Raw genomic sequence first — 24,856 nt, forward strand, 5'->3', positions numbered from 1 at the left:
AATTGTTATGGAATCTTGGCTAATCGCGGGGCAAGCCCGCTCCTACAGGTTCGAGCATTCAGCCCTTTTTCTGGGCGAACAGGGCGTCGAGCTTCTGCTCGAACACGTGGTAGTTGATGGCGTCGTACAGCTCCATGCGGGTCTGCATGGTGTCGATGACGTTTTTCTGCGTGCCGTCGCGGCGCAGCGCGGTGTAGACGTTTTCCGCGGCCTTGTTCATGGCACGGAAGGCCGACAGCGGGTACAGCACCAGCGAGACATCGACCGAGGCCAGCTCTTCGGTGGTGTACAAAGGCGTGGCGCCGAATTCGGTGATATTGGCGAGGATCGGGGCTTTGACCCGGTCGGCAAAGGTCTTGTACATCGAAAGCTCGGTGATGGCTTCCGGGAAGACCATGTCGGCGCCGGCTTCGATGCAGGCGGCAGCGCGGTCCAGTGCCGCTTCCAGGCCTTCAACGGCCAGGGCGTCGGTACGCGCCATGATCACGAAGCTGTCGTCGGTACGGGCATCAACGGCGGCCTTGATGCGGTCGACCATCTCCTGCTGGGTGACGATCTCCTTGTTCGGGCGGTGGCCGCAGCGCTTGGCGCCGACCTGGTCTTCGATATGAATGGCGGCAGCGCCGAACTTGATCATCGACTTGACCGTACGGGCGACGTTGAACGCCGAGGAGCCAAAACCGGTATCGACGTCGACCAGCAGCGGCAGGTCGCAGACGTCGGTGATGCGCCGTACGTCGGTCAGCACGTCGTCCAGGCCACTGATGCCCAGGTCAGGCAGGCCCAGGGAGCCTGCGGCAACACCGCCACCAGACAGGTAGATGGCCTTGAAACCGGCACGCTGGGCCAGCAGCGCGTGGTTGGCGTTGATCGCACCGACCACCTGCAACGGGTGTTCGGCGGCAACTGCATCGCGAAAGCGCTGGCCGGGACTGCTTTTCTGACTCATGACTCACCTCGTGGGCTGGTAGCGTCCAGATAGTGACGCTCGATGTTGCGTTTGGAGGCGCCGATGTGCCGGCGCATCAAGAGCTCGGCCAGTTCACCGTCACGGTCGGCGATGGCATCGAGAATCCGGTGGTGTTCGGCGAACGCCTGGCGTGGCCGGTTGGGCGTGGCGGAGAACTGGATGCGGTACATGCGCACCAGTTGATACAGCTCGCCGCAGAGCATCTGCACCAGGGTGCGGTTGCCGCTGCCCTGGATGATCCGGTAGTGGAAGTCGAAATCGCCTTCCTGCTGGTAATAGCCCAGGCCGGCCTGGAAGGTGGCGTCGCGCTCGTGGGTGTCGAGCACCCGGCGCAGCTCGTCGATCTCGGCTACGCTCATACGCTCGGCGGCCAGGCGGCAGGCCATGCCTTCGAGGGACTCGCGGATCTCGTACAGCTCGATCAGCTCGGCATGGCTGAGCGACACCACCCGCGCCCCGACATGCGGTACGCGCACCAGCAGGCGCTGGCCTTCCAGGCGGTGGATGGCCTCGCGCAGCGGCCCGCGGCTGATGCCGTAGGTGCGTGCCAGCTCCGGCTCCGAGATCTTGCTGCCGGGGGCGATCTCGCCTTTGACGATGGCCGCCTGGATACGCCGGAAGACGTTTTCCGAGAGGGTTTCGCTGTCGTCTGCCACTGTGCCGGGGGCTTGGGCTGTGTCCAGCATATTGTCGACACCTCATAAATCAATGAGGGCAAAACTAGCTAAATTGGCATGCGGAGTCAAAGACAAAATGAACATTGTCGACAATCGTCTAAGAACGAACTTCAAGGTGTCCGCTGTTGTCTGAGTCCAGCCGCTGGCGCCAGCACACCAGCGTGATAGAATGCCGCGCCTCCCGACGGGGCACGAATAGTGTGTCTGTCATCTGTTTATGCAGGTGCCAGGTAAACGAGGAAGCTTGCGCAGTACTGCCAGTGGCCTTGACCCGAACATCGCACAGCACCGCGCCAGGATTTATGAGACTTACGCCCCTCCCCCTGTTGTTCAGCCTCTGTCTGTTGCCGGCCCTGGGCCAGGCTGCGGAAAAGACCGTGTACGGCCTTAATGAATACGCCCGCCTGGCCGATATCGACCTGGAAGTGGCGGCCAAACTCGACACCGGGGCCAAGACCGCCTCGCTCAGTGCCCGCGACATCAAGCGCTTCAAGCGCAATGGTGAGTCATGGGTGCGCTTCTACCTGGCAATTGACGCTGCCCACTCGCATCCGATAGAACGACCACTGGCCCGCGTCAGCAAGATCAAGCGACGCGCCGGAGATTACGACCCGGACGAAGGCAAGGCCTATACCGCCCGCCCGGTGATTGCCATGAACATCTGCATGGGTACGGCCCTGCGCAGCATCGAAGTGAACCTGACCGACCGCAGCGCGTTCCAGTATCCGCTGCTGATCGGCTCCGAGGCCCTCAAGCACTTCGACGCGCTGGTCGATCCAAGCCTTAAATACGCTGCCGGCAAACCCGCCTGCGCCACTGACGCTCACACCGCAGAGTAATCCTGATGCGCTCTCTTACCCTCCATCTGAAAGTCCTGATTACCGTCCTGGTGCTACTGGGCATCCTGGTCACGGCCTATCAGATCTTCTTTCTCGGCATTCCGGTGACCGAGGACGAAACCGATGACCTGTGGAACATCGACGCCAAGGTCGAGTTCGTCGCCAGCCCCAAGGACCCGGTCAAGGTCCAGATGTTCGTGCCGCCGCTGAGCCGCGACTATGTGAGCCTCAACGAGAGTTTCATCTCCAACAACTACGGCGTCAGCGTCAACCGCGTCGACGGCAACCGCAAGGTGACCTGGTCGGCCCGTCGCGCCAGCGGCAACCAGACCCTCTACTACCGTCTGGTGCTGACCAAGCGCTACAGCACCGAAAAAGCCAAGATCAAAGGCCCGACCTTCCGCGACAGCCTGGCGGTAGAAGGCCCCGAGAAGATCGCCGCCGAAGCCCTGATGGCGCCTATTCGCCAGCACTCGGCCGACGTCGAAACCTTTGTTGGCGAGACCATCAAGCGGGTCAACAACCTCAACGACGACAACGTCAAGCTGCTGCTGGCCGGCGATACCTCGTCGCTGAACAAGGCCAAGGTCATCGACCTGCTGCTGTCGATTGCCCACGTGCCGGTGGAGAAGGTCCACACCATCCGCCTGGTCGCCGACCAGCCGCAAACTCCTGAACTGTGGCTGCGCAGCTTCAACGGCAGCGACTGGCTGTACTTCAACCCGGACACCGGCGAGCAAGGCCTGCCGGCCGACCGCCTGCTGTGGTGGACCGGTGACGACAACCTGATCACCGTCGATGGCGGCAAGAAAGCCAACGTCAGCTTCAGCCTCAACAACAGCGAAATGAACGCCATTCGCCTGGCCAAGCTGACCGACGAGAACACCGACGCCGACTTCCTCGAGTACTCGCTGTACGGCCTGCCGCTGCAGACCCAGCAGACCTTCATGATCATGGTGATGATCCCGATCGGCGTGCTGGTGATCCTGGTGCTGCGCAACCTGATCGGCATCCAGACCCTGGGTACCTTCACCCCGGTGCTGATCGCCCTGGCCTTCCGCGAAACCCAGCTGGGCTTCGGCATCATCCTGTTCACGGTGATTACCGCGCTCGGGCTGTCGCTACGCTCCTACCTTGAACACCTTAAGTTGCAGATGCTGCCGCGCCTGTCGGTGGTGCTGACCTTCGTCGTGGTATTGATCGCCGCCATCAGCCTGTTCAGCCACAAGCTGGGCCTGGAACGCGGCCTGTCGGTCGCGCTGTTCCCGATGGTGATCCTGACCATGACCATCGAACGCCTGTCGATCACCTGGGAAGAACGCGGCGGCGGCCATGCCATGAAAGTGGCGATCGGCACCCTGTTTGCTGCCTCCCTGGCGCATCTGTTGATGAGCGTGCCGGAGCTGGTGTACTTCGTCTTCACCTTCCCGGCGGTACTGCTGATTCTGGTGGGCTTCATGCTGGCGATGGGTCGCTACCGCGGCTACCGCCTGACGGAGCTGGTGCGTTTCAAGGCTTTCGTGAAGGCTGACGCCTGATGTTCGGTCTCTGGAAAACCTGGAAAGCCCTGGAGGCCCGGGGCATCATGGGTATCAACCGGCGCAATGCGGACTACGTCCTCAAGTACAACAAGCGCCATTTGTACCCTATCGTCGACGACAAGATCATCACCAAGGAGCGTGCGATCCAGGCCGGCATCCATGTGCCGGAAATGTACGGGATCATCTCCACCGAGAAAGAGATCGACAAGCTCGGCGAGATCATCGGCGGGCGCAGCGACTTCGTCGTCAAGCCTGCCCAGGGTGCCGGCGGCGACGGCATCCTGGTGGTTGCCGATCGCTTCGAAGACCGTTACCGCACGGTCTCGGGCAAGATCATCAGCCATGAGGAAATCGAGCACCAGATCTCCAGCATCCTCACCGGCCTGTACTCGCTGGGCGGTCACCGCGACCGCGCCTTGATCGAGTACCGCGTTACCCCCGACCAGATCTTCAAGAGCATCAGCTACGAAGGCGTGCCGGACATCCGCATCATCGTGCTGATGGGCTACCCGGTGATGGCCATGCTGCGTTTGCCCACCCGCCAGTCCGGCGGCAAGGCCAACCTGCACCAGGGCGCCATCGGCGTCGGCGTCGACCTGGCCACCGGCGTGACCCTGCGCGGTACCTGGCTGAACAACATCATCAGCAAGCACCCGGACACCACCAACGCGGTGGACGGCGTGCAACTGCCGAACTGGGACGGCTTCATGAAGCTTGCCGCCGGCTGTTACGAGCTGTGCGGCCTGGGCTACATCGGTGTCGACATGGTGCTGGACCAGGACAAGGGCCCGTTGATCCTCGAACTCAACGCCCGCCCCGGCCTGAACATCCAGATCGCCAACGACTGCGGCCTGACCCTGCGCACCCACGCGGTGGAAGCGCACCTGGAGCAACTGGCCAAAGACGGCCGCCAGGAAAGCCCCGAAGAACGCGTACGCTTCGCCCAGGAGCTGTTCGGCCACGTGCCGAGCTGAGTCCACATCCTGTGCGCGCCAGCCTGCCCGGCTGGCGCGCCCTGGAGCCTCTATGTCGTAGTCAGCGCTAGGAGCATTTCCTACAGAGGACTACAATCGCCTCCCCGCATTCATAGCTGTTACTTGCATGCCGACCTGTACGCTCCACCCCCTGCCCTACCAGGCCGACCCTGCGGCCTACTTCGCGCGTATTCGCCAGGCGCCCGGCGCCGTGTTGCTCGACAGCGCCCGGCCTAGCGCCGAACGCGGCCGCTTTGACCTGCTCAGCGCCTGGCCGCTGCAAACCCTGGCGCCCGCGATGGATGAACGTGGTAGCGCCTACCTGCAACGGCTGCGTGAAAGCCTGGCGCAACTGGGCCAGGCGCAGGTACCGGATGGCATCGAGTTGCCGTTTGCCGGCGGCCTGATCGGTTACCTGAGCTACGACTTTGGCCGGCGCCTGGAGCAACTGCCAAGCATCGCTGTCGATGACCTGGGCCTGGCCGATGCCAGCCTTGGCCTGTATGCCTGGGCACTGATCAGCGATCACCGCCTGCACAGTAGCCAGCTGCTGTTTCACCCAAGCCTGGCTGCAGCCGAACGTCAGCGCCTGATCGAACTGTTCGAGGCGCCACCCGCTATCGATACCGCCAGCTTCGCCCTGCAAGCACCGATGCGCGGCGATATCAGCGCACACAGCTACCGCCAGGCCTTCGACCGCGTGCAGCAGTACATTCATGCCGGCGACTGCTACCAGATCAACCTCACCCAACGCTTTCGCGCGCCCTGCCAGGGCGACCCCTGGCACGCCTACCAGGCCCTGCGCCAGGCCTGCCCGACGCCGTATTCGGGGTTCCAGTTGCTGGCCGACGGCAGCGCGCTGCTGAGCTTCTCGCCTGAGCGTTTCATCCAGGTCAGCAATGGCCAGGTCGAAACCCGGCCGATCAAGGGCACCCGCCCGCGCAGCAGCGATGCCGACGAAGATGCGCGCAACGCCGCCGAACTGCTGGGCAGCAGCAAGGATCGCGCAGAGAACCTGATGATCGTCGACCTGCTGCGCAACGACCTGGGGCGCACCTGCGAGATCGGTTCGGTGAAGGTCCCGGAGCTGTTCAGCCTGGAGAGCTACCCCAACGTCCATCACCTGGTCAGCAGCGTCACCGGGCGCCTGGCGGCCGGCAAGGACGCCCTGGACCTGATCGCTGACAGCTTCCCCGGCGGCTCGATCACCGGCGCACCGAAAATCCGCGCCATGCAGATCATCGACGAGCTGGAACCCAGCCGTCGGGCGCTGTACTGCGGGTCGTTGCTGTATGTGGATGTGCGCGGCGAGATGGACAGCTCAATCGCCATCCGCAGCCTGCTGGTCAAGGACGGTCAGGTGTGCTGCTGGGGGGGTGGCGCAGTGGTGGCGGATTCGGACTGGCAGGCGGAGTACGAAGAGTCGATCACCAAGGTCAAGGTGTTGCTCGAGACCTTGCAAGGCCTCTGAAAAGCATCGCGGGGCAAGTCGAGGCGGCGGTGCGACGCCTCGACTTGCCCCGCGATGAGGCCCTACAGGCTCAACGAGCGGTTCGAAGCCTTGATGAACTCTTTCTTCAGCGCCGCAAAATCATGCACCGCCGGGAACTGCGGAAACTCGCGGATCACGTTCTCCGGCGCATGGAACAGAATCCCCGCATCTGCCTCGCCGAGCATGGTGGTGTCGTTGTATGAATCACCTGCGGCAATCACCCGGTAGTACAGGCTCTTGAAGGCCAGCACCGACTGGCGCTTGGGGTCTTTCTGGCGCAGCTGGTAGCCGGTCACCCGGTCGTTTTCGTCGGTGATCAACCGGTGGCAAAGCAGCGTCGGGAAGCCCAGCTGGCGCATCAGCGGCTGGGAGAACTCGTAGAAAGTGTCGGAAAGAATCACCACCTGGAAACGCTCACGCAGCCAGTCGACGAACTCGATGGCGCCGTCCAGTGGCTTGAGCGTGGCGATCACCGCCTGGATATCGGAAAGCTTCAGGCCGTGCTCATCGAGGATGCGCAGGCGCTGTTTCATCAGCACGTCGTAATCGGGAATGTCACGGGTGGTGGCCCGCAGCGATTCGATTCCGGTTTTTTCCGCGAAGGCGATCCAGATTTCCGGGACCAATACGCCTTCCAGGTCGAGACAGGCAATTTCCACAGCACACTCCTCGAACAACGCCAAAAATGGGAAGCCGCACTCTACATGCGCGGCGTCTACCCGGGCAATTTTTGTTAAGATCAGGGCATTACGAGCGCCAAGCGCCATTCAATGACCGGAAGCCGCCTGATGAGCCAACCCTTCGACGTCGCCGCCCTGGCCGCGACCTACGCCAACAAGTCGCCGCAAGACATCCTCAAGCTGGCCTTCGAGCACTTCGGCGATGACCTGTGGATTTCCTTCAGCGGCGCCGAGGACGTGGTGCTGGTGGACATGGCCTGGAAGCTCAACAAGAACCTCAAGGTGTTCAGCCTGGATACCGGCCGCCTGCACCCGGAAACCTACCGTTTCATCGACCAGGTGCGCGAACAGTACCAGCTGCCGATCGAAATCCTTTCCCCCGACCACAGCAAGCTCGAGCCCTTCGTCAAGGAAAAAGGCCTGTTCAGCTTCTACAAGGACGGCCATGGCGAGTGCTGCGGCATCCGCAAGATCGAGCCGCTGCGGCGCAAGCTGAGCACTGTCAGCGCCTGGGCCACCGGCCAGCGCCGCGACCAGAGCCCGGGCACCCGCAGCCAGGTGGCGGCGCTGGAAATCGACAGCGCCTTCTCGAGCCCCGAGCACACCCTGTACAAGTTCAACCCGCTGGCACAGATGAGCAGTGAGGAAGTCTGGGGTTACATCCGCATGCTCGAGCTGCCGTACAACAGCCTGCACGAGCGCGGCTTCATCAGTATCGGCTGCGAGCCCTGCACCCGCCCGGTGCTGCCGAACCAGCACGAGCGCGAAGGCCGCTGGTGGTGGGAAGAGTCGACCCAGAAGGAATGCGGGCTGCACGCCGGCAACCTGATCACCAAGGGTTGACTTCCTCGCGCTGGCAATAGCGCTCCAGGTGCTGCTCAAGGTCGATAATCGCCTGGCGCAGCATCTGCACCAGCTGGCTGATGCGGTGGGCCGGCGCCTGTGTACTGCAGGCCTGTTCCAGCTGCACACAAACTGCCAACACCTCATGAGCACGGATCATCCGCGCCCCGCCCTTGAGCCGATGCACCAGGTCGGCCAACGCCACCCGATCCTTACCATCGTGCAACCGGTCCAGACCGCGCAGGTCCTGGCGATTGCTGCTGACCAGATCGCCGAGCAGGGCCCGGACCTTGTCCTGATCACCGGCGGCCAGCACCAGCAGGCTGGAGATGTCCATGCCCGGTAGCACCGGCGCTGCCTGGGCCACCACCGGCACCGCGACACGGCCCGTCAGGCCCTCCAGCGCCTGCTGCAGATCGTCGATGCTCAAGGGCTTGAACAGGCAGGCATTCATTCCCGCCGCCAGGCAGCGGGCACGTTCCGACGCCTGGGCATTGGCGGTAACCGCCAGCACCCGGCAAGCCTCGCGGCCGGCGCGCCGCTCATGCTCGCGGATCGCCCTGGCCAGCCGATAGCCATCGAAGATCGGCATGTTGCAGTCGGCGATGACCACATCGAACGACTCGCGCAGCCAGCAGCGCAAGCCCTCGCCGCCGTGTTCGCAGACCCGCACGCGATGGCCCAGGTAACCGAGCTGGTGCATGAGCAGGATGCGATTGGCCGGGTAGTCATCCACCACCAGCACCTTCAGCGGCTTGCTCAGGCTGGCGCTCTCCCGGCGCCGGCCCGGAGCGTCGCTGGACGCCGCCGGTGGCAGGCAGGCCAGGTTCAACTGCACCTCGACACGGGTACCGACACCGATACTGCTGTCCAGCTGCATACGCCCGCCCATCAGCTCGCACAGCATCCGGCAGATGCTCAGCCCCAGCCCGGCACCATTGCGCCCGGCCTGGCGGTTGTTGCTGGCCTGGCAATAGGGCGTACCCAGGCGTGACAAATCGGCCATGGGAATGCCGACGCCGGTATCTTCCACCACCAGGCTCACCTCCACGCGGCGCAGCCGGCGCTGGGTGTGCAGGCGCACACGCACCGAGCCTTCACGGGTGAACTTGATGGCATTGCTGATCAGGTTGGAGAGAACCTGCTTGAAGCGCAGGGCGTCGAGCAGCACGTCGCTGTCCAGGGCGCCGGTAACCTCCAGGTGCAGGCGCAGGCCCTTGCCCAGGGCTTGCTGTTCAAACATGCGCACCACCCCTTCGACCTGCTGGCGCAGCTGGGTGCGGCGCGGTTCAAGGAGCAAATGGCCGGATTCGATGCGGGTGACATCCAGCACATCGCCGAGCAGTTCAAGCAGGCCACGCGCCGAGCTTGAGGCCACCTCGATAGCCAGCCGGTCGAGCACCCCCTGATCGGCCTTTTCCTGGGCCAGTTCGAGCATGCCCAACAGGGCGTTCATCGGCGTGCGGATCTCGTGGCTCATGGTCGCCAGAAACGTCGTCTTGGCCTGGTTGGCCGCCTCTGCCTGTTCCTTGGCCGCTTGCAGTTCAGCATACATCTCGGTCAGGGCACGCTCGGCCCGTTCGCACTTGCGGATTGACTGGCGCAGGTAGTGAATCCACACCAGCGCCAGCGCCAGCAAGCTGCCGACCACGGCACAAGCCTGGGCAATCAGGCGCCCGTTTTCGTGCCAGAAACTGTCGACAATCGCCAGCGTGGGGTGTTGCGCCACCACCGCATGCGCTTGCGCCTCAAAGGCGTGCAGGCCGCGGATGGCATCCGGCCAGATGCCTGGCGCTACCTCTTCGGCCCCGGCCACTGTGGCCAGGCACTGCAGTACCAGCAACACCAGCGCCTGCAGCAAGCGAGCATGCACACAATTGGGCAACCTAAATGAGCAGGTTGCGCTTGGCGACATCCGCCAGGTCCACCAATGATTTGACCCTCAATTTCTCGATCAGACGGGTTTTGTACGTGCTGATGGTCTTGTTGCTCAACAGCATCGCGTCGCCGATGGCCTTGTTGCTCAGGCCGCGGGCCAGTTGCTGCAGCACCAGCAGTTCACGGTTGGTCAGGCTGGCGATGCACTCGGCTTCCGAGGCGCGCACATCGACCCTGCTCACCGAGCTCAAGGCGACTTCAGGGAAGTAGGTGTAGCCGGACATGACCGCATGCACGGCCTTGCTCAGCTCGCATAAATCGTCGGTTTTCGATACATAGCCGACCGCGCCGGCCTTCATGCAGCGCAGGGAAAAATAATCAGCCTGCTGAGAGGTCAGGATCAGAATTTTCAGCGCAAGCTTCATTGCTTTGACCCGGGCAATCACCTCCAGGCCGTCCAGGCCCGGAATGCTGATATCGAGGATCATCAGGTCAGGGCTCAGCTCACGAGCCAGGCGCACGGCATCGATGCCGTTGTCGGTTTGGCCGACGACTTCGAAGCGCTCGCTGACCAGCAGCAGGTTGACGCTGGAGCGAATAAACGGGTGATCGTCCACGATCAGAACACTACTCATACCTTCCCTCATACCACGACGGTGACTCGGTCCGATTCACCCCTTGAAGGCAATTTCGCGACGTTGCTCGCCCTCTACCAGCTCAAAGCGATAGTGGCGCCCGGCCTGTTTCTCGAATGCACGGACCTTGCCCGGCAACACATGGTGCTTGGTCGCCGGGGCGCAGTCCTTGTTGCCGGCGGCGCAATCATTGAAATGATCGAGGACGATGGTGGTGTTGCCCTTGTTGGGAATCAGAAAGCGCCCGGCCTCATGCTCGACTTCGACCTGGTAGCGGCTGGCCTGGGGCCGCACGAACAGGATCGAGCCGTAGCCGGCCAAAATGTTGACCCCGACCTTGAGGGCGTTTTCATAGCGCTCGGCTTCGTCTTCGGTCACGGCAAAACCGTCGTTGACCTCCGGCAGCACCGGGATGAAACGCAGCCTGAAATAGCGCTCGTGTTCACGCTCGCCGCGATACAGCAGGCGCACCGCCTGCATGCCATTGGCGGGGATGATCAACCGCGCCGGGCTCACCACCAGGCCACGCTGCAACGCCTCGCGGCCGTCCATCTCGACTTCGCGGGCCTGGCCCTGCTCATCGTAGACCAGCTCGGCGACGCTGACTTTGACGAAGGCGGTGGTATCGCCAGCATTGCGCACGCGCTTGAGCAACGTGCTCTTTTCACCGTCGAGGTAATCGTAGAAGGTCCCGATGTTGAGCTCGGGCCCGGCGAGCGCAGCGCTCGCCACCAGTATCCATAGCAGCGGTACCGCCAGTATTCCTTTCATGTCGTTTAGCTCCCAGCTCAACTGGCCAATTAATATCATTCTCATCCACCCGGTCTGTCCGGGCAACCGGCAGGGGCCGTAGGAAACTTCCTTAACTGACAGCGAAACTTCCAATTGCCCCGTTCGGGGGTTGCTTAAAGCGCAGCATCCAGTACCAGCGTCACATCGCCCTGGAAGGTTTCGCCCGGGTACCCAAGCATCGAGGCGGTATCGGCCTGGGACACTTCGAACAGCAAGCGCGCCTGACGGTCGAGCGTGGCCTCGACGGTATCGATGTGCAGCGCCGCCGGCGCGCCGACCGGCAACACCAGGGCGTCCACCGGCGCGCCCTGGTGCTTCATGCTGGACGGCAGGGTCAGGGCGACTTTCAGCGGAACCTGGTGGCCGTCGCGGCCGCGAATGCCGCAGCGCCCACCCAGGTCGTATTCGCAGCGGGTGTGCACGCTGATCGCACCGGTGGTCCAGATCTGGAATGGCAACACCCGGTACAAGCGCTGAGGCGGCGTGCCGCGATTGATCCAGCTTGCCCAGCCACCGGGCGGTTCGAGTACTGCACGTTCGGAGCCGGGAGGAAACTCGAGTTTCAAGGGGTGTCTGACAATAAATTCGAAATCCAGAATCAACCTGTCCGGCGTCGCCGAAACGACTTGGTTACCAAGGTCAAAGTCTGAGCCCGCTCCACCAACGCTCCATGGCAACTGGCCGCGATAGACGCCGTTTTTCAGTGTTAAGGCGGACGGCAACTGTAGTGTGAAGGATATGCCCATGACCTCGGTACGGACATCATTGACAACCCCTTGCGTAGGGTCCCGATCCAGAATGTAACAACCACGAGCCGGGTCCTGGATCTGCGCGAACAGCTGAGTATTGAGGGTCCCAAGCCCGCGCCATGCCAAGCCCGAACACCCGCCGAGACCCTCCCATACCAACTGAGGTCTGGTAGCCGTGCCTCTGAGGCCGATATGGGTCGCCTTGAACGCAGCACTGAACGAATCTCCTCGTTCATTGACCAGATTCAGAGACGTCACGTCCGGCAGCTTGAAGAAATACCTGTCCCTCCAATTCGACGCATAATTGATGCCTCGGGTGCGAAAGCTCACCGGCAAATTGACGGTGTATTTGTGTTCATTGTGTTGATTACAGGTCGCCAGCCCCGAACAGAACTGCGCCGACGGCGTGGTGTAGACGAACGCGTCTGGCCTGTAACCCGGCCGAGGGCCCTTGTACTCAAAAGTGATGTTCACCACACTGGCCTCGGCCTGTGTACTGAACAGCCCCGGCAGACCGCCTCCTGAGACACCAATGAACACGGCAAGCGCCGCGCCCAAGCATTTTCGCAATTGCCGCATCACGCATCCTCCTTTGTTGGTTTCAGTTCGGCCCGGGCCACGTTGGCTCCGGCGCAGGTCAGGTCGCCGACCAGCAGGACGTCGTTCTCACGGGTGTACTTGCCTTGATCGAAACTGACCAGGCACAAGGCTTCGGCGCCTCGGCGAATTTCCAGGGTGGGTGTCGACTCGCTCATTTCGATGGCGAAGAAACCGTCCGCTTCACTGACACTGCGACTGGCGTGGTTGATCACCATTGCCCCCCTGAGCGGCTGGCCTTTAGCATCGACCAGTCGACCGATCACCGTGAGGGTCTGCATCACGCGGATCTGGTGATAGCCCACCCCGCCACGGTTGAGGTGATACTCGACTGCCGAGGGCTGGATGACCGCAGCATGGGCGTCCGTGCCTTCGAAATCGAAGTGCACCTGGCCGGCCTTGTAGGCGCTGACCGGAATGACATTGCGCCCCGGGCGCAGCACGGCACTGTGGCCGTGATGGTCGTCGGCGCGCATGCGCAGGCCCTGCAGGTCCGACTCGACATCGACAATCAGGCCGGCCTCGTGGGGCAGGTACTGCCCGGACATCGCCACCTGGCCGGCGCCGATCGCCACCACGCTGTCGAGGTTCAAACCGGCGGTCAGTTCGCCGTTGTAGGACGAGCTTTGGGCATAGGCATCGCCATGCAGCAGCGGGCTCTCGAACAGGGCACTGCCGCCAAAGCCGGTGCCATAACGGTCCAGCGAAACCGTGCCGGCCAGGCTCTGCAGTGCGCCGTAGTCGACATCTTGCTGATAGGTCAGCGAAGCGTTCTGATCGCGCCCGCCGTCGCGGGACGTGCGGCTGCCCAGGGTTGCCGAAATCCTGCGGCCCGGCCCGCCGAGGCTCATGCTCATGCTCAAGGTGACGCCGCGGTTGCGCGCATCACCCGAGCTGCTGGTGCCAGGGCGATCGAACACCGACAGCCGCCAGTGGGTATCGGAGTCCAGCAACTTGCCAAAATAGCCCCAGCCGACATCGAACCCGGTGCCGTTTGCGCCAGTACCACTGCTATGGGAAACCCGTACGGTAGCGGTACTGTGGCGATCGACCCGGTGGTTCAGCGACAGCGCGCTCTGGCGCACCTCGCGCACGCTGAAGTCGCGCTGCGCGCCAGGCTGATCGTCTTCGAACCTGCGGCTGTCCAGCCATGAGCGGCTCTGGCTGAACACCAGCGAGCCCGAGGCATAGTTGTAGATGCCTTGCAGGTCGTAGCCGTTACCCTGATCTTCGGTGTGAAAAACGCTGCCATAGAGCTTGAACGGATCGAGCACATCCCAGTCCAGCGAGCTGCCGTATTGCATGAGTTCATCGATGCGCTGGGCCGAGAGCCCGAGCACTGCCCGCGGGTGCAACAGGTAATTGGTAAAGACCCCGGCCGTCAGGCTGTTGTCATAGTCCTTGTCCCAATTGCTCCACAAGGTGCTCTGCTGCCCGACATAAACGTTGTAGCGCCATGGCGACTCGGCGTTGTTCCAGTTCGAGGGTTTGTAGATGAAGGCCTCGCTGCGCGAGGTTTCCTGGTTGTCTTCAATCAGGCGAACTTCTACTTCATAAATGCCTCCCGGCAGCACCCGGGTATCCAGCGCCTGCAAACCGGCCTGCACCGCCTGGCTGTTGATCAGCACACCATCACGGTAGATTTCGGCGATAGCCGAGCGGTTCGGGGTGACATAGATGGGCGTGGCGCTGGCCTGGCCATTATTGACCGCCAGGCTGTCACTGCTGCCGAGCATCAGGCCGCGGGTGGTATCGGGCAGGTTGCCGAGCAGGCGCGGCTGGCGGGTCAGGCCCTGGGCACCCGGGGTAAAGTAGCCCAGGCGAAAGAAATGCTGGTCGTGCACACGCTCGGCATAGAGCTGGTCGACACGGTGCCGGGTTTGCTCGGCGTAGTCGCTGTTGCGGTCGAACTGCGCCTCGCCAACGGCAGTCCAGTTGCCGACGCTGCCCTGTCCCTGTACGGCATAACGGCCGGTGGTTTCCAGGTCGCCGCCGACCAGGTTCAACTGGTTGCGCAGCAGCAAGCCGTGGCTGCCACGTTCGGGCAATTGATGATAAAGCGACGGCTGATCGCTGCGTTCCGCTGCCGAGGTCAGGATCGACAACTGCGAATTGACCAGGCTGTAGTGCAAGGCCACCAGCCCCAGCGGGCAACTGGACAGGCAGTTGCCCAGCAACCTCGGCTCCTGCAACTGTTCGCGCCAGCGTGAACGCTCGCTGTCAGCGGCCTGGCTGTCGAAGGTGTCGGTAAAGTCGAGCAGGTGCACGCGCTCATCGCGCGATAGCACCACCAGCGCATCACCCAGGTAGCGACCATCGAGGTCGACGCGGACCGCCAGGGGCACATCAAAGAAGTGCTCGCTGAATTCTTGCGGCAAGCCTTGCGCCTGGCTCAACACCCCCAAGGGCCCGGCCGCTCCCCGGGCATCGGCCCAGGCACAGGCAGAACTGCAGAGCACAACCCAACCCAGGGCCCGTCGAACGGATGCAGCGAGAGACAAGTAATTGGCCATGTCCATTTTTCACAGGCAATATTCACCCCGTACTCATCCAAACGAAGGAGCACCGGGGTGAATAGAAGGGGACAAAAAAACGCCGGCTGGCGACTTACGGCGAAACGGTCTCGAACAGCATGTTGACGATGCCCTGGTAGTTGCCTGGCACGTAGCCGCCAGCACCGGCCGACTGCGCGGCCACATCGAAGGCCACCAGGGTGCCGGCCGCCGCTGCGGCTGCCGGCACTACCGGCACCGAGGTGGTGGTCAGGTCGGTGCCGTTGACCGCGACGTCCAGACCGATGCTGTTGGCGCCGCTGTTGATCACTGCCGGGCTGAGCAGACGGGCGGAAATCGCCCCGGTGGTGCTCTTGACCTGCAATTGCTTGCGGATCGGCTCAAGCGATTCGCGCAGGGCGTTCCAGGCCATGTTCTGCGGTTCGTTCATCCAGTTGCCGCCCACCGGCTCGACATAAAAGTTCTCGGTCGGAACGGTGGCGGTTACGGTGACTTGTTTCTCCAGTGGGTCGGCGGCAAATACATTACCAACGGCCAGCAAGGCGAGCGGCAGGGCCAGAAAAGTGCGCTTCATGAATTGATCTCCTCGAATTGACCTGTGCAATCGTCACAGGCGACGTGCCAACGGCGAATGCCGCACCGCACAGGGCGGTTGGCGAGGAGGATTATTCGGCAGATATCCGACGCAAAAAGTCGGACCACTCCCAGCAGGATTGGGAAATTTCCCAAAGAGCGTTAGCGTTCAATCGCACAAAAAAAAGGTTCTTCACGGAATCCCGGGGGCTATGATTCTTGGGTTGGGTTGCGGGCTTATCCATTCGGTGTGGCGCTGCTGGCCCCACACTGAATGGATAAACTCGCAGCCTCAACATCCCAACCCGGGATTCCGTGAAGAGCCAAAAAAAAGCGCCCGTTCAAGGGCGCTTTCTGCACATCGTCTATCAGGGTTCGGATCAATGCACCGGCAGCTCGACACCTTCGAACAGCTCTTCAAGCTCCTGCTTGTTGTGGCAGGCGATCGCCTTGGCCATCACTTCGCGGGTCAGGTGCGGGGCGAACTTCTCGATGAAGTCGCACATGAAGCCACGCAGGAAGGTGCCACGCCGGAAACCGATCTTGGTCACGCTGGACTCGAACAGCTCGCTGGCATCAAGCACCACCAGGTCATTATCGAGCTTGGTGTCGACCGCCATCTTGGCCACGATACCCACGCCCAGGCCCAGGCGCACGTAGGTCTTGATCACGTCGGCGTCGGCAGCAGTGAACACCACCTTCGGAGTCAGGCCGCGGTGGCTGAAGGCTTCATCGAGCTTGGAGCGGCCGGTGAAACCAAACACGTAGGTAACGATCGGGTATTCGGCCAGGGCTTCGAGGGTGAGCTTTGGCAGTTTGGTCAGCGGGTGGCCCTGAGGCACCACCACGCAGCGATTCCAGCGATAGCAGGGCATCATCACCAGGTCGCCGAACAGCTCCAGGGCTTCAGTGGCGATGGCGAAATCGACGGTGCCGTCGGCGGCCATTTCGGCAATCTGCATCGGCGAGCCCTGGTGCATGTGCAGGGCCACTTCCGGGTACTGCTTGATGAAGCTGCTGATCACCGGTGGCAGGGCATAACGCGCCTGGGTGTGAGTGGTGGCGATCGACAGGGTGCCCTTCTTCTCGTTGGAGAATTCCTGGGCAATCTGCTTGATGCTTTCGACCTTGCGCAGGATCTCGCCGGCGGTGGTGATGATGCGCTCACCGGCCGGGGTCACGCGGGTCAGGTGCTTGCCACTGCGGGCGAACACTTCGACGCCCAGCTCGTCCTCGAGCAGGCGGATCTGCTTACTGATGCCCGGCTGGGAGGTATACAGGCTCTGCGCTGTCGCGGAGACGTTGAGGTCGTGGTGCGCCACTTCCCAGATGTAGCGCAATTGTTGAAGCTTCATAGGTATCCCTCAAATCAGCTGGGCGTCACCGGCAGCAGCGACGATTTATAACTATATTAGTGGTTTGAAGAATAAATCTAGAACTATTTTAGCAGTCTTCAAGGAACCCACCTACGTCACCCAGTTAAGACTTCCTACGACCGAGATGTTGCGCGAGCGGCACCATGTACACCGGCACCGGCGACAGCTGCAGCAAGCGCACGGCGGTGCGGCCAATCGGAATGTCGACGCCGGCGCCCTGGCTGTGGCTGCCGAAGATCAGCAGGTCGACACTCAGGCGCTGGGCCTGCTCGAGAATCACCTGCGCCGGGTCGCCCTGGCGCACGCGCACGGCCTTGATCAGGGCCAGATCGGCCTCCTCGCCTAATTCGTCACGAAAGTTTTCCAGAACCCGCTGCTCGATGTTGGCCATCACCGTGGTGACGCCTTCGCTGTGCAGTTCATCGAGGGTCTGCTCGTCCAGATAGCTTTGCAGCAGTGATTCGGCGAACTGGCCCATGGGCTCGACTGCATGAATGACGTAGAGCTCTGCGTTGAAGGTCCGCGCCAGCGCCAGCGCGTGTTGCATGACAAAAGGCGCGTACACACCGAGGTCAGTGGCATACAGCATGGAACGGATCATTCGACCTCCTCGACTGCCACGACGGCAGAGCAAGCTTCAGCTTAGCAGCGCCAAGATCGGCCGCAGGGCCGTCCGGCGCCGAGGTTTGCCAGTCAGCCCAGGGTCGGTTCGTTGCTGATCCCATGAGGCACATGGCCAGTGGCGACGACGCTGCGGGCCCGTTCGCAATGGCCGGCCTGATCGTCGAAGAACACATCGGCAGCGAAGGCTTCGAGGAACGCCGATTTGTCCAGGCCGCCAAGAAACAGCGATTCGTCCAGGCGAATATCCCATTCGCGCAAGGTGCGGATCACCCGCTCATGGGCCGGTGCCGAACGGGCGGTGACCAGCGCCGTGCGGATCGGGCAGGCGCCTTGCGGGAACTCCTTTTGCAAAAGGTTCAGCGCCGCCAGGAACGGCTTGAACGGCCCGCCACGCAACGGTTCACGCGCCGATTGACGCTCGCTGGCCTGAAACGCTTCGAGGCCGCCGAGCTGGTAGACTCGCTCGGACTCATCGGAGAACAGCACCGCGTCGCCGTCAAAAGCGATGCGCAGCTCGTCACTGGCCGCACGCTGGGCGCCACCGGAGAGAATAGTGGCGGCGGCAAAGCCAGCCTCCAGGGCGCTGCGTACGTCATCGGCATCGGTGGACAGGAACAGGTGACAACCAAACGCCGCCAGATACGGATAAGGACTACGACCGCCGACGAAGGCGGCGCGGTAAATACCCAGGCCGTGATGCTCGATCGAATTGAACACCCGCAAGCCGGTATCGGCGCTGTTGCGCGACACCAGCACCACCTCGACCCGCGACTGGCCAAGATGGGCATTCAGACCCAGAAGCTTTTGCACCAACGGGAAAGCGTCACCGGGTTCAAGCACTTCGTCTTCGTGTTCGATCTGGTACTGGCGATACGCCTCAACACCCTCGGCCAGGTACAGCCGATGGCTCTCGCTGAGGTCGAACAGCGCCCGGGAGGAGATGGCGACGACCAGTTTGTCACCGAGGTTCTTGCTCATATGCTGCTCCTATTGCGCTGTTCTAGCGGGCCTCATCGCGGGGCAAGCCCGCTCCTGCAGGGGCGATGCTGTTTTGCCGGTCAATAAAAGCCAAGGCCTGATACAACACCTGCATCTTCGGCAACTCACAACCCGCCGCCCGTGACTGGGCCAACGGCTCGGCATAAATCGCCGCCAGCTCCAGTGGCCGCTGCTGGACAAAATCGTGGTACATGCTCGGCCAGTAGTCGGGCATCTTCTGCGTCACCGCAAACAGGTGTTCGGCATAGCCTTGCGGCAACTCATGGCCACAGGCACGTGCGCCCTGCACTACTTCGGCCATCAGCGCCTGGATCAATGCGCGGCTGTCGGCATCGGCCATCAGCGGCGTGGTACTGGCCTTGAGCAGCACAGACAAGCCGTTGTAGGGCACATTCCACACCAGCTTCTGCCAGCGCGCCTGGGCCAGGTTGCTCATAGCCTGGGAATCGATGCCGGCGCCATGGAACAGCGCCGCCCCGGCCTCGACAATCTGCTGGCGGCTGCCTTCATCGACCGCCGGGCCGCTGTGGTAGCCCAGGTTCACCGCGCCCAACGACTGGTGGCGGATCACCCCCGGCGCTTCGCGGTTGACACAGATAAAGCACAAGCCGCCGAGCAGGTGCAGGTTGGCCGGCAGCAACGGTCGCAGCTGCTCTTCGACGCCCAGGCCGTTCTGCAGCAGCACCACCTTGGCATCCGGCGCCGCCGCTTTGCCAATCAACGGCGCCAGTTCAGCGTTGCTGGTGGTCTTGGCGCCCACCAGCAGCCAGTCGCAGGGCGGCATGTCGGCGGCGTCGGCGTAGGCCGAAACCTTCATCTGCACGATGCCATGCACGGCGCTGTCGAGGCGCAAACCGTTGAGCTGAACGGCGTCGAACTCGCTGCGCAAGAGAAAGTGCACCTCGAACCCGGCACGCGCCAGCATCAGGCCATAGAAGCCTCCAATGGCACCGGTGCCGATTACGCCGATACGCGGGCTGCTCGTGTTCATCCTGCTCTCCTCAAGCGTTCATTTTCTGTTCACATTTTTTACACGCAAATCATACGTTTTACGAACCTTCACTATACTGAGGCGAACAAGGTCAAAAAATCGACACGGAGTCGAGCATGCGTGGTTTCTTGCTGCACCCGGACGATGTTCCGGTGGAGCTGACCCTGCGTCAGTCGCCCAAACTGTTCCGCCAACGGCTGCACACTATCAGCCTGGGCGGAATCGCCTGCAACCACCCTCGGGCCTACCGACGCGGCATGGCGGTGGAAATGCTCATCCCCTCCCTCGGCGCCGAGGCGCGCTACCCAGGTTACGTGGCCTGGTGCCAGAAGCACCAGGACGGCTACCGGGTGGGTATTGCCTTTATCGACGAACAGGCGCTGTTTGGCGCACGCATGGGCGAACAGGTGTGCCAGATCCAGCACTTCTGTCAGGCCCGGGAACACGCCGCCAACCCCGATACCGATGTCGAAGCCCTCGCCCAGCAGTGGGTCAGCCTGCACGCCGGCGAGTTCTCCGAGGCCAGCCTTGAGGCAAGCCATACCCGGCAAATCCTCCTTCCGGGGTAAAAACCCCGTGGCTGTGGGCTTTTCCTTGCAGGAAAGCCGCCCTTGCCCATTGTCGAGCCACGGTGTAACGCGCTAAGGTTCGGCTCCCCGCTGCGTACAATTTTCGCTGCTCCGCCGCACGGGGATCGCTGGCGGCCGGCACCCGTGACCTGACGAGTAACACGATGGCTGATTTACCGATCGATGACCTAAACGTTGCCTCCAACGAGACCTTGATCACCCCCGATCAGCTCAAGAAGGAAATCCCTCTCAGCGCTACTGCCCTGCAGACCGTGACTGCCGGTCGCGAAGTGGTGCGCAATATCCTCGACGGCAAGGACCACCGCCTGTTCGTGGTGATCGGCCCCTGCTCGATCCACGACATCAAGGCTGCCCACGAATACGCCGAGCGCCTCAAGGTGCTGGCGGCAGAGGTGTCCGACACCCTGTACCTGGTCATGCGCGTGTATTTCGAAAAGCCGCGTACCACCGTCGGCTGGAAAGGCCTGATCAACGACCCGTACCTGGACGACTCGTTCAAGATCCAGGACGGCCTGCACATTGGCCGCCAGCTGCTGCTGGACCTGGCGGAAATGGGCCTGCCGACCGCCACCGAAGCCCTCGACCCGATCTCGCCGCAGTACCTGCAGGACCTGATCAGCTGGTCGGCCATCGGCGCGCGCACCACCGAATCCCAGACCCACCGGGAAATGGCCTCGGGCCTGTCCTCCGCGGTCGGCTTCAAGAACGGCACCGACGGCGGCCTGACCGTTGCCATCAACGCCCTGCAGTCGGTGTCGAGCCCGCACCGCTTCCTTGGTATCAACCAGGAAGGCGGCGTGTCCATCGTCACCACCAAGGGCAACGCCTACGGCCACGTGGTGCTGCGTGGGGGCAACGGCAAGCCCAACTATGACTCGGTCAGCGTCGCCCTGTGCGAACAGGCCCTGGCCAAGGCCAGGATCAAGCCGAACATCATGGTCGACTGCAGCCACGCCAACTCCAACAAGGACCCGGCCCTGCAGCCGCTGGTGATGGAGAACGTCGCCAACCAGATCCTCGAAGGCAACCAGTCAATCATCGGCCTGATGGTCGAGAGCCACCTGAACTGGGGCTGCCAGGCAATCCCGAAAGACCTCAACGACCTGCAGTACGGTGTCTCGATCACCGACGCCTGCATCGACTGGGCGTCCACCGAGAAAACCCTGCGCAGCATGCACGCCAAGCTCAAGGACGTGTTGCCCAAACGCCAGCGCGGCTGACAGGCAGATACAAAAACGCCGGGCAATTGCCCGGCGTTTTTGTTGGTGCGTTGAACAGCAGCGCAAAGGGCTGCCCTTCGTGATCTTCAGGCCTTGTTGGTGGCGTGCTTTTGCTGACGTTCCATGTAGCGCTCAACATAGGAGCACGACGGAATCACGGTATAGCCCATGTCTTCGGCGTACTTGAGCGCCTGCTCGGTGAGCGCCGCAGCGATACCCCGGCCACGCAACGCGTTGGGCACGAACGTGCGGTAGATATCCAGGGTCTGCTTACCCAGGTCCATGTAGGTCAGGTAAGCACGATGACCGTCCACATTGGTCTCGAACTGATGACCAGCCTGGTCATGGTGGATGGACAACGCCTCGCTCATCACTACTCCTCGCGGGTCTTGTGCTATGACCCTACCTTACCGATGTTTGTCCGGCGAAGGAACCTCTACGCCACCCCGTGCCCCATTGGACAACGAGAAGAGCATGGCTGTTCTCTGGCAAATGAGCACGTACAAATAGTAGGCGCCCGATGCCCGGATGCTCAAGGTGGCTGGTCGCAAATTTCACCCACTTGTGGCAAGCGGACACGGCGGCGAGCATCGGCCTGAACAGTTGCCGGATGTTGTAGTGCTATGACGAAGGATGACACTTTAAGTCACTTTTAGTTCAACAAATTACACACTTGCTACACTTGTTAGCACCCGCGCATGCGGCGCCTTCACAGTTTTTCTACATAAGGCTGTGGCGGACCCGGGACAGGCGCATTTTTTTGCAGTTCTTGCGCTCTGTCAGTTTACTTACTACAAGTAATGGGTACTATGTACGCCGGCCAGTTTCTCTTTCTTGAGAGATGGCTATTTAATAGAAAGTCCTTGAAGGGGAACACGATGAACAACGTTCTGAAATTTTCTGCTCTGGCTCTGGCCGCAGTCCTGGCTACCGGTTGCAGCAGCGTATCCAAAGAAACCGAAGCTCGTCTGACCGCTACCGAAGACGCAGCTGCTCGTGCACAAGCTCGTGCCGATGAAGCCTATCGCAAAGCTGACGACGCTCTGGCTGCTGCTCAAAAAGCACAACAGACCGCTGACGAAGCTAACGAGCGCGCTCTGCGTATGCTGGACAAAGCCAGCCGCAAGTAATAGTCCTTCGGGATTGTTATTGGAAGCCGACCCACTTGTGGGTCGGCTTTTTTATTGCCGCCGTGAAAGTGCAACAGCAGAAACGACGAGGCCTGCACGATGGCAGGCCTCAGGTACAGCAGGAATGGCTTACTGCATGTCGTAAGGCACGCTGGACACCATCGGTGCCGGGCTGCCAGCGCCATTGGGCACGGCGATCTCCACCGGCATGCCGTCTTCGGCGGCGACCACGTCACGGACCATGTCCCAGTTCATGCGCAGGTTGTTGGCCAGGTCTTCGCGCTTGAGCAAGGCGTTGATGACTGCGGTGTGCTTGTCGACCACCGACGGGTCGCCCTTGTCGTCCAGCGGCGTGTGCGCCTCGAGATAGACCTTGCCGGCACTGATACCGAACTTGTACGGCTCGTTGATGATGCGTACCGGCACGCCGACCGGAGCCATCTTGGCTAGCTCCAGCACGTTGTTGTTGAACATGCGGAAGCAGCCGTGGCTGGTGCGCATGCCGATGCCGAACTTCTTGTTCGAACCGTGGATCAGATAGCCCGGCACGCCGAGGGTGAACTTGAACGGCCCCAGCGGGTTGTCCGGACCTGCCGGTACTACGGACGGGAGGATGTCGCCGTCTTCGGCGTGCTCCTTGCGGATCGAGGCAGGCGGCGTCCAGGTCGGGTTCGGGGTCTTGGCGGTGACCTTGGTGTTGGCGATCGGCGAACCCCAGCCTTCACGGCCGATGCCCAGCGGGTAGGTGTGCACCACGTTCTGCCCTTTCGGGTAGTAGTACATCCGGTACTCGGCAAGGTTGATGACGATGCCTTCGCGCGGGCCCGGCGGCAGGATGAAGCGGGTCGGCAGGATGATCTCGGTGCCGGCGCCCGGCAGCCACGGGTCGACGCCGGGGTTGGCGGCGATCATTTCCAGGTAGCCAAGGTCGTTGGCGGTGCCGATGTCGGCAAAGGTGTCTTCGTACTTGGCCTTGATCACCTGGACCTGGCCGATGACGTCTTCACCGGGAGGCGGCAGGGGGAACTCCAGCGCAGCAGCGGGACCTGCCGCCAGCAGGGCGGCCAGGGACAGGCAACGGGTGACGGCGGGAAAGCGCGGCAACATCCGGGAAATCCTTCGCTAATTCAATTGAGTCAAGCAATCGATTGTACACCGCCCCCCGCAGAACAGGGAGATGTCCCGGGCGCAGTTGGCGGTGCAGGGGATGAAAGGTTATATCAGCGCGTTACAGCTCGGGCCACACTGGCCGCGTGCCACGGCGCTGGGCATCGAGAATCGCCCGGCACAGCGAGCACAGGCGGCGGTCACGGTAGATGCTGCGCTCGGCCTGCGACCAGCGCGGTTGCGCCGGCAACAGGGTGCCGCAGAGGGTGCGGTCGGCCGAGCCACCGAGCTCGAGCTGGCGGGCTACCAGGTGGACGCGGATCTCCTGGCAGGCGAACAGGTCAAGCTGTTCGTCAGGCTCGATCAATTGATAGGCATACAGGGACCAGGCGGGACGCGGCATCGGGGGCTCCAAATCGGGGGCGCAACATTAGCCGAAAGCCGGTCACTATAAAAGCGTCAAAGCAGCGGTTTTAGTTGCGGCCAGGCATTTTCCAGCAACCTGGCCTGGGCGCCCTGCGCCGGATGGATGCCATCGCCCTGCATCAGCTCGGGTACACCGCCCACCCCTTCGAGGAAAAACGGCACCAGCGGCACCTGTTTTTCCGTCGCCAGGTTTTCATACACCTGGGCAAAAGCCTCGTTGTAACGCTTGCCATAGTTGGGCGGCAGGCGCATGCCCAGCAACAGCACCTTGGCGCCGGCAGCCCGCGAGCGGTCGATCATCGAGGCAAGATTTTGTTGCAATTGCGTTGGCAGCTGCCCGCGCAGGCCATCGTTGCCGCCCAATTCGAGCACCACCAGCTCCGGCTTGTGCTCTGCAAGCAGCGCCGGCAGCCGCGCCTGGCCGCCGGCACTGGTGTCGCCGCTGATCGAGGCATTGATCACTTTGGCGTCGAAACCCTCGCTCTTCAGGCGTTTTTCCAGCAAGGCAACCCACCCCTCGCGGGTATCCAGGCCGAAAGCGGCACTGATACTATCGCCGACAATCAGCACGGTCCCCGCGGCTGCGCCCTGGGCCAGGCACATCAAGGCCAGGCCAGCACTCAATAACCACACTCGCATC

General features: G+C 62.2%; 25 protein-coding genes. 8 read left to right on the top strand and 17 right to left on the bottom strand.

The features are described 5' to 3' along the window. Positions 1 to 58 precede the first annotated feature (58 nt). Both prpB and LOY37_RS17745 read right to left on the bottom strand, forming a co-directional pair. A complete protein-coding gene (gene prpB / locus LOY37_RS17740) occupies positions 59 to 949 on the bottom strand; it encodes a methylisocitrate lyase (RefSeq protein ID WP_045194726.1) in 891 nt (296 codons plus the stop codon). Continuing rightward, a complete protein-coding gene (locus LOY37_RS17745) occupies positions 946 to 1,656 on the bottom strand; it encodes a GntR family transcriptional regulator (protein WP_045194728.1) in 711 nt (236 codons plus the stop codon). The genes prpB and LOY37_RS17745 overlap by 4 nt, the downstream gene beginning before the upstream one ends. 293 nt (positions 1,657 to 1,949) lie before the next feature. Here LOY37_RS17745 and LOY37_RS17750 point away from each other — a divergent pair, with 293 nt between their 5' ends. The 4 genes from LOY37_RS17750 (at position 1,950) to pabB (ending at position 6,472) form a co-directional block, all read left to right on the top strand. Then, positions 1,950 to 2,486, top strand: coding sequence for an ATP-dependent zinc protease (locus LOY37_RS17750; protein ID WP_026001282.1), 537 nt, complete (start codon positions 1,950 to 1,952; stop codon positions 2,484 to 2,486). A gap of 5 nt (positions 2,487 to 2,491) precedes the next feature. Next, the gene (locus LOY37_RS17755) at positions 2,492 to 4,024 is read left to right on the top strand and encodes an inactive transglutaminase family protein (protein WP_045194736.1); all 1,533 of its coding nucleotides are present in this window, start codon (positions 2,492 to 2,494) and stop codon (positions 4,022 to 4,024) included. After that, on the top strand, positions 4,024 to 5,001 hold the full coding sequence (locus LOY37_RS17760; RefSeq protein WP_045194737.1) for an alpha-L-glutamate ligase-like protein: 978 nt from the start codon (positions 4,024 to 4,026) through the stop codon (positions 4,999 to 5,001). The genes LOY37_RS17755 and LOY37_RS17760 overlap by 1 nt, the downstream gene beginning before the upstream one ends. Positions 5,002 to 5,128: 127 nt before the next feature. After that, positions 5,129 to 6,472 (top strand): aminodeoxychorismate synthase component I, encoded by a 1,344-nt coding sequence (gene pabB, locus LOY37_RS17765; RefSeq protein WP_258715421.1) that lies wholly within the window; start codon positions 5,129 to 5,131, stop codon positions 6,470 to 6,472. A gap of 62 nt (positions 6,473 to 6,534) precedes the next feature. Here the strand turns inward: pabB and thrH are convergent, their stop codons facing one another. Next, a complete protein-coding gene (gene thrH, locus LOY37_RS17770) occupies positions 6,535 to 7,152 on the bottom strand; it encodes a bifunctional phosphoserine phosphatase/homoserine phosphotransferase ThrH (RefSeq protein ID WP_093380992.1) in 618 nt (205 codons plus the stop codon). Between the two features lie 129 nt (positions 7,153 to 7,281). Here thrH and LOY37_RS17775 point away from each other — a divergent pair, with 129 nt between their 5' ends. Further along, on the top strand, positions 7,282 to 8,016 hold the full coding sequence (locus LOY37_RS17775) for a phosphoadenylyl-sulfate reductase (RefSeq protein ID WP_093387442.1): 735 nt from the start codon (positions 7,282 to 7,284) through the stop codon (positions 8,014 to 8,016). Here LOY37_RS17775 and LOY37_RS17780 read toward each other — a convergent pair. The 10 genes from LOY37_RS17780 to LOY37_RS17825 all read right to left on the bottom strand — a co-directional run bounded on the left by LOY37_RS17780 (position 8,003) and on the right by LOY37_RS17825 (position 19,743). Then, the gene (locus LOY37_RS17780) at positions 8,003 to 9,889 is read right to left on the bottom strand and encodes an ATP-binding protein (protein WP_258715422.1); all 1,887 of its coding nucleotides are present in this window, start codon (positions 9,887 to 9,889) and stop codon (positions 8,003 to 8,005) included. The genes LOY37_RS17775 and LOY37_RS17780 overlap by 14 nt on opposite strands. A 13-nt stretch (positions 9,890 to 9,902) precedes the next feature. Next, positions 9,903 to 10,529, bottom strand: coding sequence for a response regulator transcription factor (locus LOY37_RS17785; protein WP_195884647.1), 627 nt, complete (start codon positions 10,527 to 10,529; stop codon positions 9,903 to 9,905). Positions 10,530 to 10,565: 36 nt separating this feature from the next. Next, positions 10,566 to 11,300 carry a molecular chaperone gene (locus tag LOY37_RS17790; protein WP_258715423.1) on the bottom strand — a complete coding sequence of 245 codons (735 nt, stop codon included), beginning with the start codon at positions 11,298 to 11,300 and terminating at the stop codon, positions 10,566 to 10,568. A 134-nt stretch (positions 11,301 to 11,434) separates the two neighbouring features. Beyond that, a complete protein-coding gene (locus LOY37_RS17795; protein WP_258715424.1) occupies positions 11,435 to 12,652 on the bottom strand; it encodes a hypothetical protein in 1,218 nt (405 codons plus the stop codon). Then, complete coding sequence (locus LOY37_RS17800; RefSeq protein WP_408980667.1) at positions 12,649 to 15,180, bottom strand: CS1-pili formation C-terminal domain-containing protein; 2,532 nt, start codon at positions 15,178 to 15,180, stop codon at positions 12,649 to 12,651. Before LOY37_RS17800 ends, LOY37_RS17795 begins: the two co-directional genes overlap by 4 nt. 94 nt (positions 15,181 to 15,274) lie before the next feature. After that, on the bottom strand, positions 15,275 to 15,754 hold the full coding sequence (locus LOY37_RS17805; RefSeq protein ID WP_093380981.1) for a CS1 type fimbrial major subunit: 480 nt from the start codon (positions 15,752 to 15,754) through the stop codon (positions 15,275 to 15,277). Positions 15,755 to 16,133: 379 nt separating this feature from the next. Continuing rightward, positions 16,134 to 17,108: an HTH-type transcriptional regulator CysB gene (gene cysB, locus LOY37_RS17810; RefSeq protein ID WP_010222540.1), complete on the bottom strand. Its 975-nt coding sequence runs from the start codon at positions 17,106 to 17,108 to the stop codon at positions 16,134 to 16,136. A gap of 124 nt (positions 17,109 to 17,232) precedes the next feature. Continuing rightward, positions 17,233 to 17,730 (bottom strand): universal stress protein, encoded by a 498-nt coding sequence (locus tag LOY37_RS17815; RefSeq protein ID WP_045194744.1) that lies wholly within the window; start codon positions 17,728 to 17,730, stop codon positions 17,233 to 17,235. 92 nt (positions 17,731 to 17,822) lie between these two features. After that, positions 17,823 to 18,731 (bottom strand): 5'-nucleotidase, encoded by a 909-nt coding sequence (locus LOY37_RS17820; protein WP_258715426.1) that lies wholly within the window; start codon positions 18,729 to 18,731, stop codon positions 17,823 to 17,825. Positions 18,732 to 18,753: 22 nt separating this feature from the next. Then, positions 18,754 to 19,743, bottom strand: coding sequence for a putative 2-dehydropantoate 2-reductase (locus tag LOY37_RS17825; RefSeq protein ID WP_258715427.1), 990 nt, complete (start codon positions 19,741 to 19,743; stop codon positions 18,754 to 18,756). A gap of 116 nt (positions 19,744 to 19,859) precedes the next feature. Here LOY37_RS17825 and LOY37_RS17830 point away from each other — a divergent pair, with 116 nt between their 5' ends. Together LOY37_RS17830 and LOY37_RS17835 are read left to right on the top strand one after the other, a co-directional pair. Next, complete coding sequence (locus tag LOY37_RS17830; protein WP_258715428.1) at positions 19,860 to 20,312, top strand: PilZ domain-containing protein; 453 nt, start codon at positions 19,860 to 19,862, stop codon at positions 20,310 to 20,312. A gap of 164 nt (positions 20,313 to 20,476) precedes the next feature. Then, positions 20,477 to 21,553 (top strand): 3-deoxy-7-phosphoheptulonate synthase, encoded by a 1,077-nt coding sequence (locus LOY37_RS17835; RefSeq protein WP_045194753.1) that lies wholly within the window; start codon positions 20,477 to 20,479, stop codon positions 21,551 to 21,553. Positions 21,554 to 21,639: 86 nt separating this feature from the next. Here the strand turns inward: LOY37_RS17835 and LOY37_RS17840 are convergent, their stop codons facing one another. Then, complete coding sequence (locus LOY37_RS17840; protein ID WP_010222546.1) at positions 21,640 to 21,924, bottom strand: GNAT family N-acetyltransferase; 285 nt, start codon at positions 21,922 to 21,924, stop codon at positions 21,640 to 21,642. A 507-nt stretch (positions 21,925 to 22,431) separates the two neighbouring features. On the opposite strand from LOY37_RS17840, the gene oprI reads away from it, so the two are divergent. Then, entirely contained in the window at positions 22,432 to 22,683 is a 252-nt protein-coding gene (gene oprI, locus LOY37_RS17845) for an outer membrane lipoprotei OprI (protein WP_003259780.1), read from the top strand. A gap of 129 nt (positions 22,684 to 22,812) precedes the next feature. On the opposite strand, the gene LOY37_RS17850 is transcribed toward oprI, so the two are convergent. The 3 genes from LOY37_RS17850 to LOY37_RS17860 all read right to left on the bottom strand — a co-directional run bounded on the left by LOY37_RS17850 (position 22,813) and on the right by LOY37_RS17860 (position 24,855). After that, a complete protein-coding gene (locus LOY37_RS17850) occupies positions 22,813 to 23,790 on the bottom strand; it encodes a L,D-transpeptidase family protein (protein WP_258715429.1) in 978 nt (325 codons plus the stop codon). A 121-nt stretch (positions 23,791 to 23,911) separates the two neighbouring features. Then, on the bottom strand, positions 23,912 to 24,193 hold the full coding sequence (locus LOY37_RS17855) for a hypothetical protein (protein ID WP_010222548.1): 282 nt from the start codon (positions 24,191 to 24,193) through the stop codon (positions 23,912 to 23,914). Between the two features lie 56 nt (positions 24,194 to 24,249). Continuing rightward, positions 24,250 to 24,855, bottom strand: a complete 606-nt coding sequence (locus tag LOY37_RS17860) for an arylesterase (RefSeq protein WP_176794241.1) — start codon at positions 24,853 to 24,855, stop codon at positions 24,250 to 24,252. Position 24,856 lies beyond the last annotated feature (1 nt).

It is taken from the genome of Pseudomonas sp. B21-012, assembly GCF_024749305.1.
GTDB lineage: Bacteria > Pseudomonadota > Gammaproteobacteria > Pseudomonadales > Pseudomonadaceae > Aquipseudomonas.

What these genes read in the sequence shown, in the direction of transcription:
- LOY37_RS17860 (WP_176794241.1), bottom strand. Translation starts at nt 24,855, where the DNA reads ATGCGAGTGTGGTTATTGAGTGCTGGCCTGGCCTTGATGTGCCTGGCC.
- pabB (WP_258715421.1), top strand. Translation starts at nt 5,129, where the DNA reads ATGCCGACCTGTACGCTCCACCCCCTGCCCTACCAGGCCGACCCTGCG.
- cysB (WP_010222540.1), bottom strand. Translation starts at nt 17,108, where the DNA reads ATGAAGCTTCAACAATTGCGCTACATCTGGGAAGTGGCGCACCACGAC.
- LOY37_RS17745 (WP_045194728.1), bottom strand. Translation starts at nt 1,656, where the DNA reads ATGCTGGACACAGCCCAAGCCCCCGGCACAGTGGCAGACGACAGCGAA.
- LOY37_RS17785 (WP_195884647.1), bottom strand. Translation starts at nt 10,529, where the DNA reads ATGAGTAGTGTTCTGATCGTGGACGATCACCCGTTTATTCGCTCCAGC.
- LOY37_RS17775 (WP_093387442.1), top strand. Translation starts at nt 7,282, where the DNA reads ATGAGCCAACCCTTCGACGTCGCCGCCCTGGCCGCGACCTACGCCAAC.
- LOY37_RS17835 (WP_045194753.1), top strand. Translation starts at nt 20,477, where the DNA reads ATGGCTGATTTACCGATCGATGACCTAAACGTTGCCTCCAACGAGACC.
- LOY37_RS17805 (WP_093380981.1), bottom strand. Translation starts at nt 15,754, where the DNA reads ATGAAGCGCACTTTTCTGGCCCTGCCGCTCGCCTTGCTGGCCGTTGGT.
- LOY37_RS17750 (WP_026001282.1), top strand. Translation starts at nt 1,950, where the DNA reads ATGAGACTTACGCCCCTCCCCCTGTTGTTCAGCCTCTGTCTGTTGCCG.
- LOY37_RS17825 (WP_258715427.1), bottom strand. Translation starts at nt 19,743, where the DNA reads ATGAACACGAGCAGCCCGCGTATCGGCGTAATCGGCACCGGTGCCATT.
- LOY37_RS17790 (WP_258715423.1), bottom strand. Translation starts at nt 11,300, where the DNA reads ATGAAAGGAATACTGGCGGTACCGCTGCTATGGATACTGGTGGCGAGC.
- LOY37_RS17755 (WP_045194736.1), top strand. Translation starts at nt 2,492, where the DNA reads ATGCGCTCTCTTACCCTCCATCTGAAAGTCCTGATTACCGTCCTGGTG.
- LOY37_RS17820 (WP_258715426.1), bottom strand. Translation starts at nt 18,731, where the DNA reads ATGAGCAAGAACCTCGGTGACAAACTGGTCGTCGCCATCTCCTCCCGG.
- oprI (WP_003259780.1), top strand. Translation starts at nt 22,432, where the DNA reads ATGAACAACGTTCTGAAATTTTCTGCTCTGGCTCTGGCCGCAGTCCTG.
- LOY37_RS17815 (WP_045194744.1), bottom strand. Translation starts at nt 17,730, where the DNA reads ATGATCCGTTCCATGCTGTATGCCACTGACCTCGGTGTGTACGCGCCT.
- prpB (WP_045194726.1), bottom strand. Translation starts at nt 949, where the DNA reads ATGAGTCAGAAAAGCAGTCCCGGCCAGCGCTTTCGCGATGCAGTTGCC.
- LOY37_RS17760 (WP_045194737.1), top strand. Translation starts at nt 4,024, where the DNA reads ATGTTCGGTCTCTGGAAAACCTGGAAAGCCCTGGAGGCCCGGGGCATC.
- LOY37_RS17800 (WP_408980667.1), bottom strand. Translation starts at nt 15,180, where the DNA reads ATGGCCAATTACTTGTCTCTCGCTGCATCCGTTCGACGGGCCCTGGGT.
- LOY37_RS17840 (WP_010222546.1), bottom strand. Translation starts at nt 21,924, where the DNA reads ATGAGCGAGGCGTTGTCCATCCACCATGACCAGGCTGGTCATCAGTTC.
- LOY37_RS17830 (WP_258715428.1), top strand. Translation starts at nt 19,860, where the DNA reads ATGCGTGGTTTCTTGCTGCACCCGGACGATGTTCCGGTGGAGCTGACC.
- LOY37_RS17850 (WP_258715429.1), bottom strand. Translation starts at nt 23,790, where the DNA reads ATGTTGCCGCGCTTTCCCGCCGTCACCCGTTGCCTGTCCCTGGCCGCC.
- LOY37_RS17855 (WP_010222548.1), bottom strand. Translation starts at nt 24,193, where the DNA reads ATGCCGCGTCCCGCCTGGTCCCTGTATGCCTATCAATTGATCGAGCCT.